Origin of the sequence: Bifidobacterium moraviense (assembly GCF_012932365.1) — a bacterium.
Classification (GTDB): domain Bacteria; phylum Actinomycetota; class Actinomycetes; order Actinomycetales; family Bifidobacteriaceae; genus Bifidobacterium; species Bifidobacterium moraviense.
In genome coordinates, this window is the sequence record NZ_JAAIIH010000022.1 from 13,843 (window position 1) to 31,242 (window position 17,400).

General features: G+C 70.6%; 7 protein-coding genes. 1 reads left to right on the forward strand and 6 read right to left on the reverse strand.

Translation table 11 applies throughout. From position 1 onward, the window contains the following. Positions 1-87: 87 nt before the first annotated feature. From G1C96_RS09615 to G1C96_RS09640, 6 genes are all read right to left on the reverse strand, one after another. Complete coding sequence (locus G1C96_RS09615) at positions 88-447, reverse strand: cupin domain-containing protein (RefSeq protein WP_205832129.1); 360 nt, start codon at positions 445-447, stop codon at positions 88-90. Between the two features lie 160 nt (positions 448-607). Beyond that, positions 608-1,456 carry a class I SAM-dependent methyltransferase gene (locus G1C96_RS09620; RefSeq protein ID WP_335341951.1) on the reverse strand — a complete coding sequence of 283 codons (849 nt, stop codon included), beginning with the start codon at positions 1,454-1,456 and terminating at the stop codon, positions 608-610. A gap of 637 nt (positions 1,457-2,093) precedes the next feature. Next, positions 2,094-11,864, reverse strand: a complete 9,771-nt coding sequence (locus G1C96_RS09625) for a type I polyketide synthase (RefSeq protein WP_169276378.1) — start codon at positions 11,862-11,864, stop codon at positions 2,094-2,096. A 63-nt stretch (positions 11,865-11,927) separates the two neighbouring features. Further along, positions 11,928-13,520 carry an acyl-CoA carboxylase subunit beta gene (locus G1C96_RS09630; RefSeq protein ID WP_240945203.1) on the reverse strand — a complete coding sequence of 531 codons (1,593 nt, stop codon included), beginning with the start codon at positions 13,518-13,520 and terminating at the stop codon, positions 11,928-11,930. 35 nt (positions 13,521-13,555) lie between these two features. Next, the gene (locus tag G1C96_RS09635; RefSeq protein ID WP_169276380.1) at positions 13,556-15,433 is read right to left on the reverse strand and encodes an ATP-binding protein; all 1,878 of its coding nucleotides are present in this window, start codon (positions 15,431-15,433) and stop codon (positions 13,556-13,558) included. Beyond that, complete coding sequence (locus G1C96_RS09640; protein WP_169276381.1) at positions 15,430-16,404, reverse strand: biotin--[acetyl-CoA-carboxylase] ligase; 975 nt, start codon at positions 16,402-16,404, stop codon at positions 15,430-15,432. The genes G1C96_RS09635 and G1C96_RS09640 overlap by 4 nt, the downstream gene beginning before the upstream one ends. Positions 16,405-16,575: 171 nt before the next feature. On the opposite strand from G1C96_RS09640, the gene G1C96_RS09645 reads away from it, so the two are divergent. After that, positions 16,576-17,184: a biotin transporter BioY gene (locus G1C96_RS09645; RefSeq protein ID WP_169276382.1), complete on the forward strand. Its 609-nt coding sequence runs from the start codon at positions 16,576-16,578 to the stop codon at positions 17,182-17,184. Positions 17,185-17,400: the final 216 nt, after the last annotated feature.

Consider the following 17,400-nt stretch of genomic DNA (forward strand, 5'->3'; position numbering starts at 1 on the left):
CGGCATGCGACATCCGTTGCAACATCAACGTTTCGCACCGGCATGCAGCAGGGGACGGGCATCCCGCGTCATGGTCCCGGCGTTGGCCTAGCGACGCATCATGATCAGCATCATCTTGGACGCCTCCTCGGCGTAGACCGCGTGCGGCAGACGGGTCGGGAAGTGCAGGATGCCGCCCGGCACGAGGTCCACGGTCCGGCCGCCGCCGGTGACCCTGAGCCGGCCTTCGAGGCACTGCACGAGCACGGGCATGGCGGCGGTGTGCTCGCTCAGCTCCTGCCCCTTGTCGAAGGAGAAGAGCACCACGTTGGCGCCCTCCACCTGCATCACGGTGCGCGAGACCGTGGCCTCGGGCTGCACCTCGACCATGGGGCCGAGGTCGTCGATGAACTCCATCACCGGCGGCTGATCTCCGGACGGTTCGTTGGCAGGCGTGGCATTGGTCATATGAGTCTCCTTGGATGTCGTCGCGGCGTCGTGACGCCGTTCGCCGGGCTTCGTCCCGGCCTCGTTCCGATCGCGGTTCGCCGGCGGCGATGTCGGCGACCGACCACCAGCTTAGCCGCGCGCGGGCCACGGCGCGGACCGCGGCGCGCGCCGGTCCGCGTCACTCCCTGCGCCGCACCACGAACGCGATGCCGGTCAGCGCGTCCCCGTAGGTGTTGAACACGCGGCGCATCTGCATCACCCGCGCGCGCAGATCCGGGTGCGTCAGCACGTTGCGCATGATGCGCAGCACGCCGGGCACGCCCTCGTCCGCAAGGTTGCGGCGCATCCTCAGCAGCGCCATCGGCTCGGTCCCGGTCCACACCACCTCGAATCCCTCCGATTCGAGCAGATCCCGCCACTCGGCGGCGGTGAGCGGCCTGGCGTTGACCCTGATGGCACGGGCGAGATCCCTGCGGATCGCGTCCTTGACGGCATCGTCCAGATCGTCCGGCGCAAGTCCCATCTCGTGCACGGCATACAGTCCGCCGGGACGCAGAATGCGGTGCGCCTCGCCGATGATCGCCCGCTTGCCGCGCTCGGACTGCATGGTGAGCATCGCCTCGCCCACCACCACGTCCGCCGACCCGTCCGGCAGTCCCGTGTCCGCGGCATCGGCCCGGACGCAGGAGCCTCCCACCGAGGCCGCCAGCGGGCCGATGATGTCCACCACCTGCTCGTCCCGGTCCACGCCGACGTATCCGGACGGCCCGGCCGCCAGGATCAGCCGCGTGGTGCGGCCGAGCCCCGGCGCGAACTCCACCACGCGTTCGCCGGCGAGCGGCGCGTGCGCGAGCATGCGCCTGGTGAGCTGCTCCCCGCCCGGGCGCAGCACGCGCTTGCCGAGGCGGGCCAGCACCCAGTGGCCCTGCATGTGTTCGGCGTCGCGGTCGGCCTGCGGCAGCTGCGATTCCGCGATGTCCGCCGCCGCGCGCGCCGCCTTGCTGGATGTTCTGTCACGTTCGTTCACGAGCCTCAGCATACGGAACCGGCCCCGCAAACAACAGACTGGTGTTCCGCGCGGAATTGTGGTATGCGCGGCCGCGAGCATGCGCCGCACCGCGCGGCTCGCCCGTCCCGAACGTGCCCGGCGCATGACGAGCGGACGATTCGGCCCCATACCGGGCCGTCCGCCCGGGGTATCTGCGGAGTCAGGGGCACTTTTCGCGTGTTGCGGGCAGATATCTGCGGAGTCAGGGTGCGTCTAGGCCGGATATCCCGGGTATCGGCCCTGCCGTCTCCAACGCGGATCGTTGCAATGACGCCGTTCGTGCTGCCGTGGAGCAGACGATGCCGGTCGCCGAGCACCCTGACTCCGCAGATATCTGTCCGCGGATCGCCGAATCTACCCCTCACTATGCAGATATCTCCGCCTCCCCGCGATCATCGCCGTCCGCGTGTGGAGGCGGCGCGCAGACGGGCGGCGGCAACGGCGGCATTCCCCCGCGAACATCCCATCTCTCCGTCCCCAAACGCGACGCGGGACGGGCGTCCCATGTCACGCACCGTGTGGAACCGCCGTGATTCCGGTGGTCCGCATGGGCATGTGACATGGGACGCCCGTCCCGCGTCGCGATCATGCCGGCATTCGGCATCACGCCATGGCGCTACGCCTCGTAGAAGCCGGAGGCGCCGAGGCGCGCGTTCGGATCGAGCAGCATGGCCTTCTCGACCTCGTGCGCGTTGTAGCGCGAGCCGTCGGCGAGCTTCGTGCCGTCCTCGCGGAAGCGACGGTTCTCGATCGGCTCGTACAGCGCCGCGCGGCCCATCATGCCTTCCTCAAGGCGGCGGTGACCCGCGGCCAGACGCGCGTTGGCGCGGTCACGCCATGCGTTCAGCGCATCCTCGCCCGCCGTGTGCGCCACGGCCGCCTCGAATGCGCCGGGGCTGACGATGGCGACGAAGCCGGAGACGTGGCCGAAGCCGAGCGACGTGGCGAGGCCAGCCTTCACCTTGCCCACGTGCAGCGGCGAGCGCAGCCAGACCATGTGGTCGTCGCAGGCGAGCTTCGGGTCCACGCAGTCGAGCGATGCGTTGGCCGGGATCACGCCGGAGCCGAACAGCTGCGTCAGGCCGTTGACCTGGAAGATGCAGGCGCCGCCCTTCGCGTGGCCGGTGAGCGTCTTCTGCGAGATGACGAACAGCGGGTTGCCGTCGGTGCGGCCGATGGCGTGCGCCAGCGTGTTGTGCAGCTCGGACTCGTTCGGATCGTTCGCATTGGTGGACGTGTCGTGCTTGGACACCACGGCGATGTCGTCCGGCGTGACGCCAAGGCGCGCGAGGTCGCGCACCAGCTTGGAGTCGCGGCCGCCGAGGCCAGCGGCCAGCGCGCCGAGGCCCGGAGCCGGGATGGACGTGTGCGCGCCATCGGCATAGCTGTGGATGAAGCCGACCACGCCGGCCACCGGCAGGCCAAGGCGCAGCGCGATGTCGCCGCGCGTCAGCAGGATCGTGCCGCCGCCCTGGGATTCCAGGAAGCCGCCGCGGCGGCGGTCGTTGGCGCGGGAGAAGAAGCGCGCGTCGATGCCCTTGCCGTACATCTCGGCGGAGTTGGCGGTGGCGTTCATGTTGCCGAAGCCGATCACGGATTCCACGCCGATGTCGTCGATCGCGCCGGTGACGACGAAGTCCGCCTTGCCGAGGGCGATCTTGTCGAAGCCCTCCTCAAGGGAGACCGCCGCGGTGGCGCATGCGGACACCGGCTGGATCATGTTGCCGTAGCCGCCGATGTAGGACTGCATGACGTGCGCGGCCACCACGTTCGGCAGCGCCTCCTGCAGGATGTCGGTGGGGATCTCGTGGTTGAGGAAGCGGTCGAGGTACAGCTTGCGCATGGATGCCATGCCGCCGAAGCCGGTGCCCTGCGTGCTGGCCACGAGCGAGGGGTGGATCGCTTCGAGGATCTCGGTGGGCGTGAAGCCGGCGGACAGGTAGGCGTCCACGGTCGTCACGATGTTCCACAGCGCGATCTCGTCCACGTCGCCGACCATCGAGGCGGGGATGCCCCAGCGGGTCGGGTCGAAGCCCTTCGGGAACTGGCCGCCGACCGTGCGCGTCATGGTGGCGCGGCGCGGCACGCGGATCATCGAGCCGGCGTGGCGGGTGACGGTCCACTCGCCGGTTTCGGCGTCGGGCGCGATCGACGTGTGCGCCTCGTCGAGCTTGACGTACTCGCGGGCAACGTCCTTGCTCGGCACGGCGAAGGCGACATCGTGGTCGAGGTAGACCTCGGCCTCCTCTTCGTCGGCGCCGTCCTTGTAGTCGGATCCCATGCCCTCTTCGAACGGGCGGATGCCGGAGCGTGCCACGACCTCGTCGTGGTAGCGCTCGGCGATGTCCTCCTCGGGCACCAGATTGCCGTCCGCGTCGTACCAGCCGGGCTTGGGGCTGTCCTGCCAGTTCAGCAGGCCCATGTTCCACGCCAGCTCCAGCACGGCGCCGGCGGACAGGTCCACCGTGCCGTCGGAGTGGATGCCGAGCTCGGCTTCGAAGCGCGTGCGCCCGGAGCCCCACGGTCCCAGCTCGCCCACGGAGACGATGACGATCTCGTCCTCCGGGCGCGCGGTGACGTTCGCCCAGTCGGCAAGATCCACCTCAGCCTGATGCGGGATGTGCGGCGTGGGCAGCGCCTTGAGCGTGGCGGGGTGAGATCCTTCGACTGCGGCTTCGCCTCCGCTCAGGATGACGGAAGAGGGAGCATCGCCGTCGCCGACGGAAGAGGCATCGCTTTCGCCGACGGAGGAGGTGACCGCACCGTCGCCGGCGGAGGCGCTCTTCGCAGCTTGATCGGCCATCGCCTCGGCCCTGAGCGCGCGGATGTCGATCGGCTCGTTGCCGAGGCCTCCGGTCAGATCCACGTCCAGCGGCGCCTGAGCGGCCTTGGCACGCGCATCGGCCGTGCACAGGTCAAGCAGCCTGACGGCGATTTCGCTCGTCGAATACGTGCGGATGCCATGACGCTCCACCACGTCGACCAGCGGGTCGTTGCCGCCCATGAGGCCGGTGCCGCGCACCCAGCCGATCTTCGGATGGGCGAACGTGACGCGGGACGACCACACGCGTTCGGCGCGGGCGCGGTTGACGATCGCATCGAACGCGGACTTGACCTCGCCGTATGCGCCGTCGCCGCCGAACACGCCGCGGTTGGGCGAGCCGGGCAGCACCACGTGCAGGCGATGCTGCACGTCGGTGTCGGCGCCGATGGCCGCGAGGCCCGCGATGGCGCGCTCCACGCCCCACAGCATCAGACGCGCCTGGGACTCGAACAGCGCGCCGGAGTCGGCGAGCGTGCCGTGCACCGGCGGCGCCGCGAACGGGAAGAACAGGCTCGGCTCGTAGGCGGGCTTGAGGATGGTGGTGGAAGCGCCGTTCACCTTCTTCTGCACGGTTCCGACCCAGTCCGTCAGCGCATCCACGTCGCGGAAGCTGGACAGATTGGCCGGCACCAGCCACAGCTTGGCGTCGCCGGTCGCATGCTCGCGGTAGGTCTGCTTGGCCCACGCCTTGACGGACGGACGGAAGCTGTGCGACGTGGCGATGACCGTGGCGCCGCCGGCCAGCAGGCCGTTGACGACCTGCGCGGCGATGGAGTTGGGCGCAACGCCCGTGACCACGGCGATGTCGCCGGCGAAGCGGGAGGCAGCCGCCTCGGCGGATTCCGGCTCAAGGGCTTCGGCGGCGACACGCTCGAATGCCTGGCGCAGCGCCGCAGCGTCGGCATCGGCAGCGTCGACGTGCTCAGCGAACCAGCGCGCTTCGTCGGCCACGGCCTTGCCAAGGCCAAGGAAGCTGCCGCGCAGCAGGTCGGCGTTGCGATCGTAGAACGCACGCGCCAGATCCTCGCGGGCACTGGCCCAGCGGTCGTCGAACAGGATCGCCTTGTTGGCGTCGAAGCGCGGCTCGACCTGCTTGGGCCAGTCGGAGCCGAGCTCGGCGTCCACGGCCGCCACGACGGCGGCGTTCTCGTCCTCGCCGGGCTCGGGAGCGGGCGCGGCGACGCCCAGCTCGTTGAGCACGAAGCGCGCAGTGGCGGCAAGCACGCCGTTTGCGCCCGTGACCTTCTCGGCGAAGGCGTCGAGCGCGGCGGAATCGACCACCGCGCCGCCTGCGCCGGCGCCGGACGACGGCTTGGACACGGCAACGCCCTTGGTCTGGCCGACCAGCGCCACGGCATCGTCGATGAGCTTGTCGGCGGCGGCGGCATTGGCCACGGCGCCCGTAGGCAGCTTGGCCAGATCGCCGCCGCGGGAGCTGGTGCCCTCGCGGGTATCGAGCAGCAGCGCGGCCGTCACGGCGGACACCCAGCCTTCGCCGAGCTGCCACACGCCGGTGACGCGGTCGCGGATGTGCGCCGGCTTGACGCCTGCGGCGCCGAACAGCGCGCGGAAGCGATCGCGGATCGCTTCGGACAGCACCGCGCCGAACGGCTTGTAGTTCGGAGCAGCCTTGTTGACGATCTGCGCCAGCTGCGTCAGCGTCGCCTCGGCCGCGCCGTCCACGCTCGCCACGCCCAGCTCGGAGCTGATGTCCATGAGCAGCTGGTTGCGGCGCGAGGACACGCCGTTGGTCAGCGTATCGGTGGTGTCGTTGGCGCCGATCTGGTCCAGACGCACCTTGGTCGAGTAGGCCATGAGCACGCCGATCGCGTCGGACGCCTTGAACGGCAGGTCGTCCACGGGGCCTCCGACGGAGCCGAGCTCGGCGACGGCCGAACCGGCAGCGGGGGCCGCAGGCGCGGCAGCGGGCGCGGCGGGAGCAGCGGGAGTAGCGGCAGGAGCGGCGGCCGCCGGCGCGGGAGCGGCAGCGGCAGCGGCGGGCGCCGCGGTCTCCTCTGGTTCCTCGTCAGGCACCAGCGAATCCGAATCCGTCATGTACACGCGGCCCTCGTCGCGGCCCACGTTGTAGACGGTGACATGGCGGTGCTTGAAGTCCGGCAGCCTGAGCGTCTTGGCGCCGAGGTTCGCCAGCGTCGGCGCATTGCCGAGGCCCACCTCCACGTACTCCTCCACGCCGAGTCCGCCGGCGTTCTCATCGCCGAAGAGCAGCGCCTGCGTTTCGATCCAGCGCACCGGGGAAGCGAACTGCCACGACAGCAGCTCGGTGAGCAGCAGGCGGCCGAGCTTCTGGTCGTCGGCGGCGTACTCGTCCCACACGGCCGGATTCTCCAGCGCCTCGCGAATGCGCTCGGACGGCACCACGTCGAGGATCTTCGCCGCGAACTCGCGGGTCATCTCGAACGGCGACGCCACGAGGTTCGGAATGTAGCGGCCGACCAGACGTCCGCGGTAGTCGATGTGCTTCGGCAGCAGCGCGTCGAGCTTGTCGCGGAACTCCGGCACGCCCTTCCTGAGCAGCGTGGAGTGGAACGGCACGTCGATGCCGGGCACCAGCATGAACGCCGGCTTGCCGCCCGCCTCCTTGGCGCGGCGGTTGGAATCCGCCTGCAGCGCCTTGAGGCCCGCGATGGTGCCGGCGACGGCATACTGCTGGCCGGCGAGGTTGTAGTTGACGATCTCCAGGAACTCGCCGCTGGCCTTGGCGACCGACGCCACATAGTCCTTCACGCCGTCGTCGCCCACGCCGAACTGGTTCGGACGCAGGGCGCCCATGCGGTAGTTGGAGCGGCCCTGGGCGTCGCGCTCGATGAGATGATGCATGGTGGAGCCGCGGTGGAACACGAGCTCCAGCACCGTCTCCAGCGGAATGATGCCGGCGAACGAGCTCAGCGCGTTGTATTCGCCCAGCGAGTGGCCGGCGAAGTAGGCGGGCCAGATGTCGCTGCCGGCTTCGCGCAGGCGCGCGGTCTGGGCGAACGCCACGGTGGCGAGCGCCACCTGCGTGAACTGCGTGAGGTTGAGCAGGCCTTCGGGGTGGCGGTAGGTCACGCCGTTGGCGGTGAGCTCCTTCGGGTTGTCGCGCACGACGGCGAGGATCGAGAACCCGAGCTTGCTGCGCGTGAGCTTGTCGGCGCGCTCCCACACCTCGCGGGCGGCGGCGGACCTGGCGCGCTCGTCGAGCACCATGCCCTGCTTCTGGATGCCCTGACCGGGGTAGACGAACGCGGACTTGGGCGCGCGCCCCACGGCGGTGCCGCGGGACACGATCTGGCCGTCGATGCGGCTGGTGACTTCGAGCACCATGCCGCCATGGTTGACCTTGCCGACGCGCTCGATGGAGATCTCCACCTGGTCACCCAGCTGGACCATGCCGTACATGTTGTACGTCCAGCCGGCGATCTCGTAGTGGGCGCCCTTGTCGTCGGTGGCCTGCACGGCGTGCTGCGCGGTGGCGGACAGCCACATGCCGTGCACGAGCGGCGCGGCGAGACCGGCGACGTGCGCGCCGCGGTGCGACGTGTGGATCGGGTTGAAGTCGCCCGAGGTGCGGGCGAACGCGGTCATCTCGTCGGGCGCGGTGACCTTGACGCGGCGCAGCAGGCGGCGCGGCGTGTCCAGCACGTCCGCGTCGATGCCGCCGAAGTCGGGGGCTTCGGGCGGCAGCGCGTCGGAGTAGGCGCGGCCGCGGATGGCGAAGCGCTCGGTTTCGCGGGCCAGCAGCGTGCCGTCGGCTGCGGTGTGCTCCACGTGGATGGTGACCACGCGGCCGGAGGCGGACTCGAGGTAGTCCTCGGCCCAGCTGGTGAGGCTGATCGTCTCGCCGACGTGCTTGAGCAGCTCGTCCTCGGTGACTTCCAGCGCGATGAGGTGGTCGAGGTGAACGGCGTTGAGCAGGCCTTCGATCACCGGGAAGCCGTTGACGTACACCGAGCCGAGCGCCGCGTAGATGGCGGGCCACGCCGGGCCGACCAGCGCGTCGGGCGCGATGCGGGAGGCGACGAGGTTCAGCGGCAGCGCGCCGCCGGTGGCCGCCTCATGGTCGAAGCCGAGGTTCGCGGACAGCGTGTATGCGGCGTGCGCGCGGCCGAACGGCGCTTCGGCGTCGTTCTCGTCCTTGACGATCTGCGGCATCGCGTCGAGCTTGTCGCCGGTGATGGCGGTGTTGCCGATGCCTGCGGTCGCCGCGAGCATCGCGTAGACGTGCTTGGGCAGCGTGACGCGGTCCACGACGGGGATGCGTCCGGTCTCGGTGCCGTCCACGAGCAGCGGGATGACGATGTCGCGCACGGCGTGCTTGCCGGCGCCGCCGTCGGGATCGTTGTCCCAGTAGGTGTCCAGATGGATGTCGAGGTCGAACAGCTCGCCGCGGTCGGTATCGGCGACCTTGCGGATCTCGTACTGCCGGTCGCCGAGCTTCGTGCCGTATGCCGGGTTGGCGGTTACGTGGCCCACCCACGAGATGTTCGGGCTCTTGCGGATGAAGTCCTCGGCGGACTGCGCGTCGCCGAGCGTGGAGAATGCTTCGCCGTCGCCCTGAGCGGAGACCACGGCACCCTTCTCGTCATTCTGAGCGGAAGCCGCGGCTCCTTCCCCGTCATCCTGAGCGGAAGCCGCGGCTCCTTCCCCGTCATCCTGAGCGGAGGCCGACAGGCCGGAGTCGAAGGATCCGTGACCGTCTGCGGGGAGATCCTTCGACTCGCTGCGCTCGCTCAGGATGACGGAGGAAACTCGCTCGCTCAGGATGACAGAAGAGACCTGCTCACCCTGAGCGACGGAGGAAGCCTGCCTACCCTGATCGACGGAAGAAACGCGCTCGCTCAGGATGACGGAGGAAGCCTGCTCACCCGAGACGACGGAGGAAACGCGCTCGACCATCGCCTGCTCGAAGCGGCCGAGGATCGCGGCGATCGGCTCATCGACGCTCGTGATGCCCGCCACGGAGATCGGGCCGGGGATGATGCGCACGGAATCGGCGGAATAGCGCGGATCCTCGGACTGCCACAGCTGGTCCTGACCCCACCAGCGCAGCAGATCGTTGTCGATGACCGGCACGAACGGCATGGGCTTGGGGTATTCGCGCACCAGCACGGGGAACCAGGCCACGTCGGCAGACACGACCGGAGTCGTGGCTGCGGCGGGGTACGCCTCGGCAAGACGCGCGATGGCGGCGTTCGGATCGGCCTCCACGTCCTCGCGTCCGGCGAACAGGGATGCGAACTCGCCGGATTCCTGATCGCGCACGCGCGCCTCGATGCGCTGCAGCAGGTGCAGGAAGCGGTCGGCGTAGGTCGGGTCGGCCCACGGGAACGACAGCTCGGCGAAGCGCTTCGCCCAGTCGAGGTACGTCATGGTCTCAAGATCGCCGAAGTAGGGCTTGGCGGTGGCGTTCAGCGCGGCGATGATCTCGTCGCGGCGGGAGTCGAGCTCCTCCGGGTGCTTCATGACGCGCACGAGCAGACGGCCGCAGCGCGCGGACGCGTTCTCCAGCTCGTAGATGTCGGCATGCAGATGGCTCAGGCCGGAGCTCACGCCGCCCACGGCCTTGCCGCTCGGCACCCACTGCTCGCCGATCGGCGCGAACGGATCGTCGTTCGCCGCATCGGCCGGAATGCCGGGGGTTTCGACGAGCATGCGCTTGACCTGCGGGCTCGTATGCGCTTCCTTGGCGGTCATCGCGGCCGTGCCGACCAGCACGCCGTCCACCGGCATGGCCGGCAGATCGTAGCGGCGCGACCACGCGCCGGTGATGTAGTCGGCGCCGCGCTCGGGCGTGCCGATGCCGCCGCCGACGACGAGCACCAGATTCGGCTGCTCGCGCACCGCGGCATACGTGGAGACGAGCAGATCGTCCAGCGACTCCCAGCTGTGGTGGCCGCCGGCGGCGCCGCCCTCGACCTCGACGATCACCTTGACGGGAGCGACGGCCTTGGCGATGCGCACGACGGCGCGGATCTGGTCGACCGTGCCGGGCTTGAAGCACACGTACGGGAAGCCGTCGGCGTTCAGCGAATGCACGAGCTCAACGGCCTCGTCCAGCTCGGGGATGCCGGCAGAGACGACCACGCCATCGATCGGCGCGCCGGACGCGCGCTTCTTCGGCACGATGCGCTTGGCGCCGAACTGCAGGTTCCACAGGTAGCGGTCCATGAACATGGCGTTGAACTCGACCGTGCGGCCTTCCTCGAGCTCCCGCTCAAGGCCGGCCACATGACGATCGAACACCTCGGCGGTCACCTGGCCGCCGCCGGCGAGCTCGGCCCAGTAGCCGGCGTTGGCCGCCGCGGCGACGATCTCCGGTTCGACGGTGGTGGGCGTCATGCCGGCCAGCAGCACCGGCGGCTTGCCGGTCAGCTCGCTGAACGCGGTGACGACCTTGTCTCCGGCGGGCGTGTGCGCCACGCGCGGCGCGAACCGCGTCCAGTTCTGGGTGCGCGCCGGATCGGCCTCCTGCGTGGACAGCGCCGCGCGGGCGGCCGAGGTGGAGGCATCCACCACGCCCACGCCGGTGCCCTGCGCCACGGTGGCGAGCAGCTTGCCGACCGTCGCGCCGGGGCCGAAGTCCACGACCCACAGCGAAGCGGGATCGGTGGCCGCCAGCGCCTCGCGCACGCGGGACGCCCAGTCCACGTGGCTGAGCAGCACTTCGTCGGCCAGCGCACGGGCATGGTCGGTGTCGATGCCGCACTCGGCGGCCCACGACACGGCCTGCTCTACGGCATCCGCCATCAGCGGCCAGTGGAACGGCAGCGTCACGTCAAGGTACTCCAGCGTCGGATCGAACACGCGGCCGCCGCGCACCTTCTCGTCGCGCAGCGCCTGCTGCCTGCGGTGCTCCTTGGCGACCTCCACTTCGAAGGCGCCCAGATCCTCCGGGTAGCCGGACAGCACGTAATGGCTGGAGGAGTTGGTCACGGCGATGGCGATGGGACCGCGCGGCTTGACGACGCGGGCGATGAGCGCGTCGATCTGGGCGCGCGACGCGTTCTTGACGCTCAGCATCGGCGTGGCTTCGCCGCTGCGGGAGTGCAGCGCCAGCTGGCGCGCCTGACGGGTGCCGGCCACGCCGATCAGCGTGGCGATCGCGAGAATCTCGTCGATGGCGCCGGCGGCGGCTTCGAAGGAGCCGGCGGCCTGGATGGCGCGCACCATGTGCACGGCGAGGATGCCCTGCGAGTGGCCCAGCACGGCGAGCGGCTTGGCGGCGGCGACGTCGTAGCCCAGCGCGCGGGCGTCGAGCAGCGCGCCCAGCTGGGACAGCGCGATGCCGGGCACGCTGGCCGGCGCGTCGGCGGCGGCGCCGAGGCGCGCCGGGTTCGGCTCGAAGCCGAACAGATCGACCGGGCGTCCGGTGGTGGCGAGCAGCTCGGCGCCCACCGGGGAGAGCAGCGCCTGGGCGGCGGCCGCGTGACCGCGCAGCGAGGCCTCGAGCGCGGGATCGGCGAGCTGGTCGGCGAGCGCGACCGGCCACGGGGTGGACTGCCCGGCGAAGGCCAGCGCGTGGGGCTGGCGGGCGAGGCGGGTGAGGAAGAATGCGTCTGTCATCGATGTTCCTTTATTCTGTGGGTTCTTCGGGTTCACGGTTCGATGGATGGTTCGATGGATGGGCTACAGCGGCTGGTTGCCGTGGTGCTTGGCGGTGCGCCGCACGCGCCGCTTGGAGGCGAGCGTGCGCAGCGACTCCTCGATCACCTCGCGGGTCTGCTCGGGGTCGATCATCGCGTCGATCTCGCCCATCTCCAGCGAAAGGTTGGCGTTGACCGTGGTGCGCTCATACTCCTCGGCCAGCTGCGCGCGCAGCGCGGCCACGTCCTTGCCGGCCTCCCTGGCCTTGAGCAGGTCCTTGCGGTGGATGATGTTGACCGCGCCGGTGGCGCCCAGCACGGCGATCTGGGAGGTGGGCCACGCGAAGTTCAGATCCGCGCCGATGGCCTTCGATCCCATCACGATGTACGCGCCGCCGAACGCCTTGCGCAGCACGACGGTGACCATCGGCACCTGCGCGTTGGCGTAGGCGTAGATCACCTTGGCGCCGCGGCGGATGATGCCCGCGTGCTCCTGGTCGCTGCCGGGCTTGTAGCCGGGCACGTCCACGAGCGTGACGATCGGCAGGTTGAACGCGTCGCACAGCCGCACGAACCGCGCCACCTTCTCCGAGGAGTCCACGTCGAGGATGCCGGCGCGCACGTTGGGCTGGTTGGCCACCACGCCCACCGGATGTCCGTCGATGCACGCGAAGCCGACGACGGCGGACGCGCCGAACAGCTCCTGCACCTGCACGAACTCGCCGTAGTCCACGATCGCGCGGATCACCTCGAGCATGTCGTAGGGCTGGCGGTCGTTGTCCGGCACGATGGACGCGAGCCGCTTGGCGGCCTCGCGCTCGGTGCGTCCGGTCCCGAACGCGTAGACCGGCGGCTGCTCGTCGCTGTTGGTCGGCAGGTAGGCGAGCACGGTGCGCGCGTAGTCGATCGCGTCGGACTCGTCCTCGGCGAGGTAGTGCGCCACGCCGGACACCGCGTTGTGCACGTAGCCGCCGCCGAGCTCGTCCATGCTGATCGTCTCGCCGGTGGCCGCCTTGACCACATCCGGGCCGGTGACGAACATGTTCGAATGGTCCTTGGTCATGATGATGAGGTCCGTCAGCGCCGGACAGTACACCGCGCCGCCGGCGCACGGCCCCAGGATCAGGGAGATCTGCGGCACGAACCCGCTGGCGTCGCAGGTCCTGCGGAAGATGCGCCCGTACTGGGTGAGCGCAGCGACGCCCTCCTGGATGCGCGCGCCGCCCGAGTCCACGATCGCCACGACCGGCACCTTGAGGCTCAGCGCCATGTCCATGAGATGGCAGATCTTCGCGCCTTCGGCCGCGCCGAGCGTGCCGCCCTTGACGGAGAAGTCCTGCGCGTAGACGCCGACCTTGCGCCCGTAGATCTTGCCGAAGCCGGTGATGACCGCGCTGCCGGCGACGCCGTTGTTGATGTTGCCGCCGGCGAAGCGGCCGATCTCCTCGAACGTGCCGGAGTCGAACAGCAGGTCGAGGCGTTCGCGCGCCGTGTGCTTGCCCTTGGCATGCTGGCGGCTGCGGGCGTGCTCCTCGGCGTCGCGCGCCAGTTCGGCGGCGCGCACCACGGCCCGGCGCAGCGGCTGGCGGTCGCCGTCCGGCCGCGGCGCCGTCCGGCGCCCGTCCTGTCCGGCCATGGCCCGCCGCGTGGCGGGAGCGCTGATGATGTCGGTCATGCGGCCTCCTTCGGTTCGGACGCGTCCTTCGGTTCCGGCGCGGACGCCGGACCGGACGCCGTCACGTCGAGCGTCACCAGCGTGGCGCCGGCCTCCACGCCGTCTCCCGGCGAGACGAAGATCTTGGTGACCGTGCCCTTCACCGGCGCGTAGACGTAGTTCTCCATCTTCATGGACTCGAGCACCACGAGCAGGTCGCCCTTGGCCACCGATTCGCCCTCGGCGACGTTGATGCGCGTCACCACGGCCTGCATCGGCGAGGCGATGACGCCGGACTTGGCCTCGTCGCCGCGGCGGACCGCGGGGTCGGCGCCGTGCAGCCCGGATCCGCGCAGCGGCTGGGTGGGTCGGCGCCCGCCCACGCCCTGGAAGCGCGGCGAGCCGGTCAGGCCGTCCACGATCTCCTGCGGCACGGTGAGCTTGACGCGCCGGTCGTCCACCTCGATCACGAAGGTCTCGCTGGCCGGACGCTCCGGTTCGGCCGCCGGCGTGCCCAGCGACGCGGGCTGGCCGGTGTTGAGCGCCTGCGGGCGGCGGTTGAGGTAGGTGCGTTCCAGCCACTTGGTGGACACGTCGAACGGATGCCCGTGCTCGGCGGTGAAGGCGTCGTCCGCGAAGATCCTGGCGAACAGGCTGGCCGGCGTGGGCACGCCCTCGATCCTCAGCTCCCTGAGCGCGCGGCGCACGCGCGCCACGGCGGCCTCGCGGTCCTGCGCGGTGACGACCAGCTTGCCCATCATCGAATCGAACTTCGGGGAGACGGTGTCGCCCTCCTCCACGCCCGAATCGATGCGGATGCCGGGGCCGGACGGCCAGCTGAGCGCGGTGATCGTGCCGGAGCTGGGCGTGAGGTTCGTGGCCGGGTCCTCGCAGGTGATCCTGAGCTCGAAGCTGTGGCCGCGCGGCGCGGGCGCCTCCGTGAGCGTGCCGCCGTCGGCGATGACGAGCTGCTCGCGCACCAGGTCAAGGCCGGACACCTCCTCGCTCACCGTGTGCTCCACCTGCAGGCGCGGGTTGACCTCGAGGAAGTAGACCTTGCCGGTCGGCGTGACCATGAACTCGCAGGTGCCGAGCCCCACGTAGTCCACCTGCTCGAACAGGTGGCGGGAATAGCCGACCAGCTGGCGGCGCACGTCCTCGGTGAGGAACGGCGCGGGCGCCTCCTCGATGAGCTTCTGGTTGCGGCGCTGCACGGTGCAGTCGCGCGTGGAGTAGACCGTGAAGTTGCCGTGCGAGTCACGGCCGGACTGCGTCTCGACGTGGCGGGCCCTGTCGATGAACTTCTCGACGAAGTACTCCTTGAGGTCGCCGCCCTGCAGCGCGTCGTGGTTGAGGTAGAAGCCGCGCAGCTCGTCGTCGTTGCGCACCACGGTGATGCCGTGCCCGCCGCCGCCGTCCGTGCGCTTCATCATGATCGGGTAGCCGTGCGTATGCGCGAAGTCCAGCAGCGTGCGGATCTCCGTCACCGGCTCGGCGATGCCCGGCACGGCCGGCACGCGCGCGGCCCTGGCGACGCGCTTGGCGGTGATCTTGTCGCCGAGATCGGTGAGCGCCTTGGGATCCGGGCCGACCCACTTGGCGCCGGCGTCCTTCACCTTGGCGGCGAACTCGGCCACCTCGGAGAGGAACCCGTATCCGGGGTGCACGGCGTCGGCGCCGGAGCGGTGCACCAGATCGATGAGCAGATCCTCGTTGAGATACGTGTCGCGGTACGTGTCGCCCGGCAACAGATAGGCCTCGTCGGCCATCTGCACGTACTGGGCGTCGCGGTCCTGTTCGGCGTACACGGCCACCGTGGCGATGCCCATCTCCCGGGCCGTGCGCACCACGCGCAGCGCGATCTCGCCGCGGTTGGCGATCAGCAGCTTCCTCATGCGTTCCCTTCCCCGTCGTTCGTGTCGTTCCCCGCATTCCCGTCGCTCTCGTCGACCCCGTCGACCGGCAGCACGCCCACGTCGCCGGTGCGGACGGCGATCCGCTCCCCATGCGCGTCGCGCACGATGAGCGCGGCGTCGTCCGCGACGTCCTCCGCGACGCCGGAGACGACCGTGCCGTCGGTCAGCCGCGCCTCGACCGGACGGTGCAGCGTCCAGCAAGCCGCGACGTAGCGTTCGCGCATCGCGTGCACGGCGTCGGCGAGGCGCCGCCCGTCCCGCGCGGCCGCGGCCTCGGCCAGCGGCTCCAGCTCCCGGCGCAGCGCGCGCACGATGCCGGCGCCGATGCGGTCGCGCAGCACGGCGAAGTCCGGCAGCGCCCCGGCCTGTCCGCCGGCCACGTGCAGGTTGAGCGCCGTCGATTCGGGCGTCGGCAGCGCGGCGGCGTCCATGGCCAGGTTGAGGCCGATGCCGACGACGAAGCCCACGCGGCCGTCGGGCAGATCCTGCGCCTCCGTGAGGATGCCGCCGAGCTTGCGCCCGCCGCAGTACACGTCGTTCGGCCACTTGAGCTCCGGCCTCGCGTCCAGCGCGTCGCCCGGCAGCGCATCGTGCAGTCCGGCGAGCGCGGCCAGACCGGCGGCCATGGTCAGCCAGCCGGATGCCGCGCCGTAGACGAGCGCGCGCGGCAGCGGCACCAGGAACGACGCGACGAACGACTCGCCCTCACGGTCGGTCCACGCGCGCCCCAGACGTCCGTGTCCCGCGGTCTGCGCGCCGGCGGCGAGCATGCCGATCGTCGGAGCGGCGGTCGCGGCCGACGCGGGTCCGGCGAGCGCGGCCATGAACGCCGAGCCCTCGGCGTCGCCGCGGCACCATGAGCGCAACCTGACGTTGGTGGAGTCCACCTCGTCCATGTAGCGGAACGCGTCGGCGGCGCGCGCGCTGAGCGGCATAGTGAATACGGTCATGATCCCCAACCTATGCCGTCGGTGTTCGGGCGGTCATGGACGGGGCGCACAAAAAACGTCGCCGCGATTTGTGGGATCCCACAAACGCGTCCGCGGCCCCCGCGTCCGTAGGATGGGCCCAACGCGCCGGCGCCCGCCGGCCGTCTCGTACCGGGAAAGGGGAACCCGCCCATGTCCGCACATACTCCGTCGCCGTCCACCGTCCTGTCCGGGCGATCCGCCTCCGCCGGCCGTCTCGTCGCCCCCGTCGCCCGCGTGGCGCTGTTCGCGCTGCTGCTCTGGGGCGCCGCCGCGGCGGGCGAGATCCCGATCCCGGGCACGCCGGTGCCGATCACGCTGCAGACGTTCGTGGTGATGCTCGCCGCGCTCACGCTGAACTGGCGCGAGGCCGGCTCCGCCGTGGCGCTGTATCTGGCTGCCGGCGCCGCGGGCCTGCCGGTGTTCGCCGGCGGCGCCTCCACCGCCGCGCTGCTCGGCCCGAGCGCCGGCTTCCTCATCGGCTTCCTGCCGGGCGCCGTGCTCACCGCCGCGCTCAAGGGTTCCCCGGATTCCGCCGCCGCGCTGCCGCTGCGTCTGGCGCGTCTGTTCGCCGCCGCGCTCGCCGGCTGCGTCGTGGTGGTCTACGCCTTCGGATTCCTCGTGCAGTCCGCGTTCACCGGGGCCCCGCTCGCCGCGGTGGCGCTTGCCTCGATGGGCTTCGTGGCCGGCGACGTGGTCAAGGCCGTCGTCGCCGTCGCGGTGGCCGCCGGCGTGGCGCGTCTGTCGTCCGCTCGCCGCTGACGTCCGCACGTCCGCACGCATGGACCGGCGCGTGCCATGGGTGTCCCGATCGGGACGCCATGGCGCGCGCCGGTTTTCTTTATATACTGATCAGTTGTGAGTCCATGGGTATCTTGGGGAGGACACGGCAGACCGTCCGGCGCCGCAGACGAAGCGCAGGCGCAGTCCGCCGACCACAACGCCGTGCGCGCCCCGAGCCCCGCCGTTCCCCCGGTT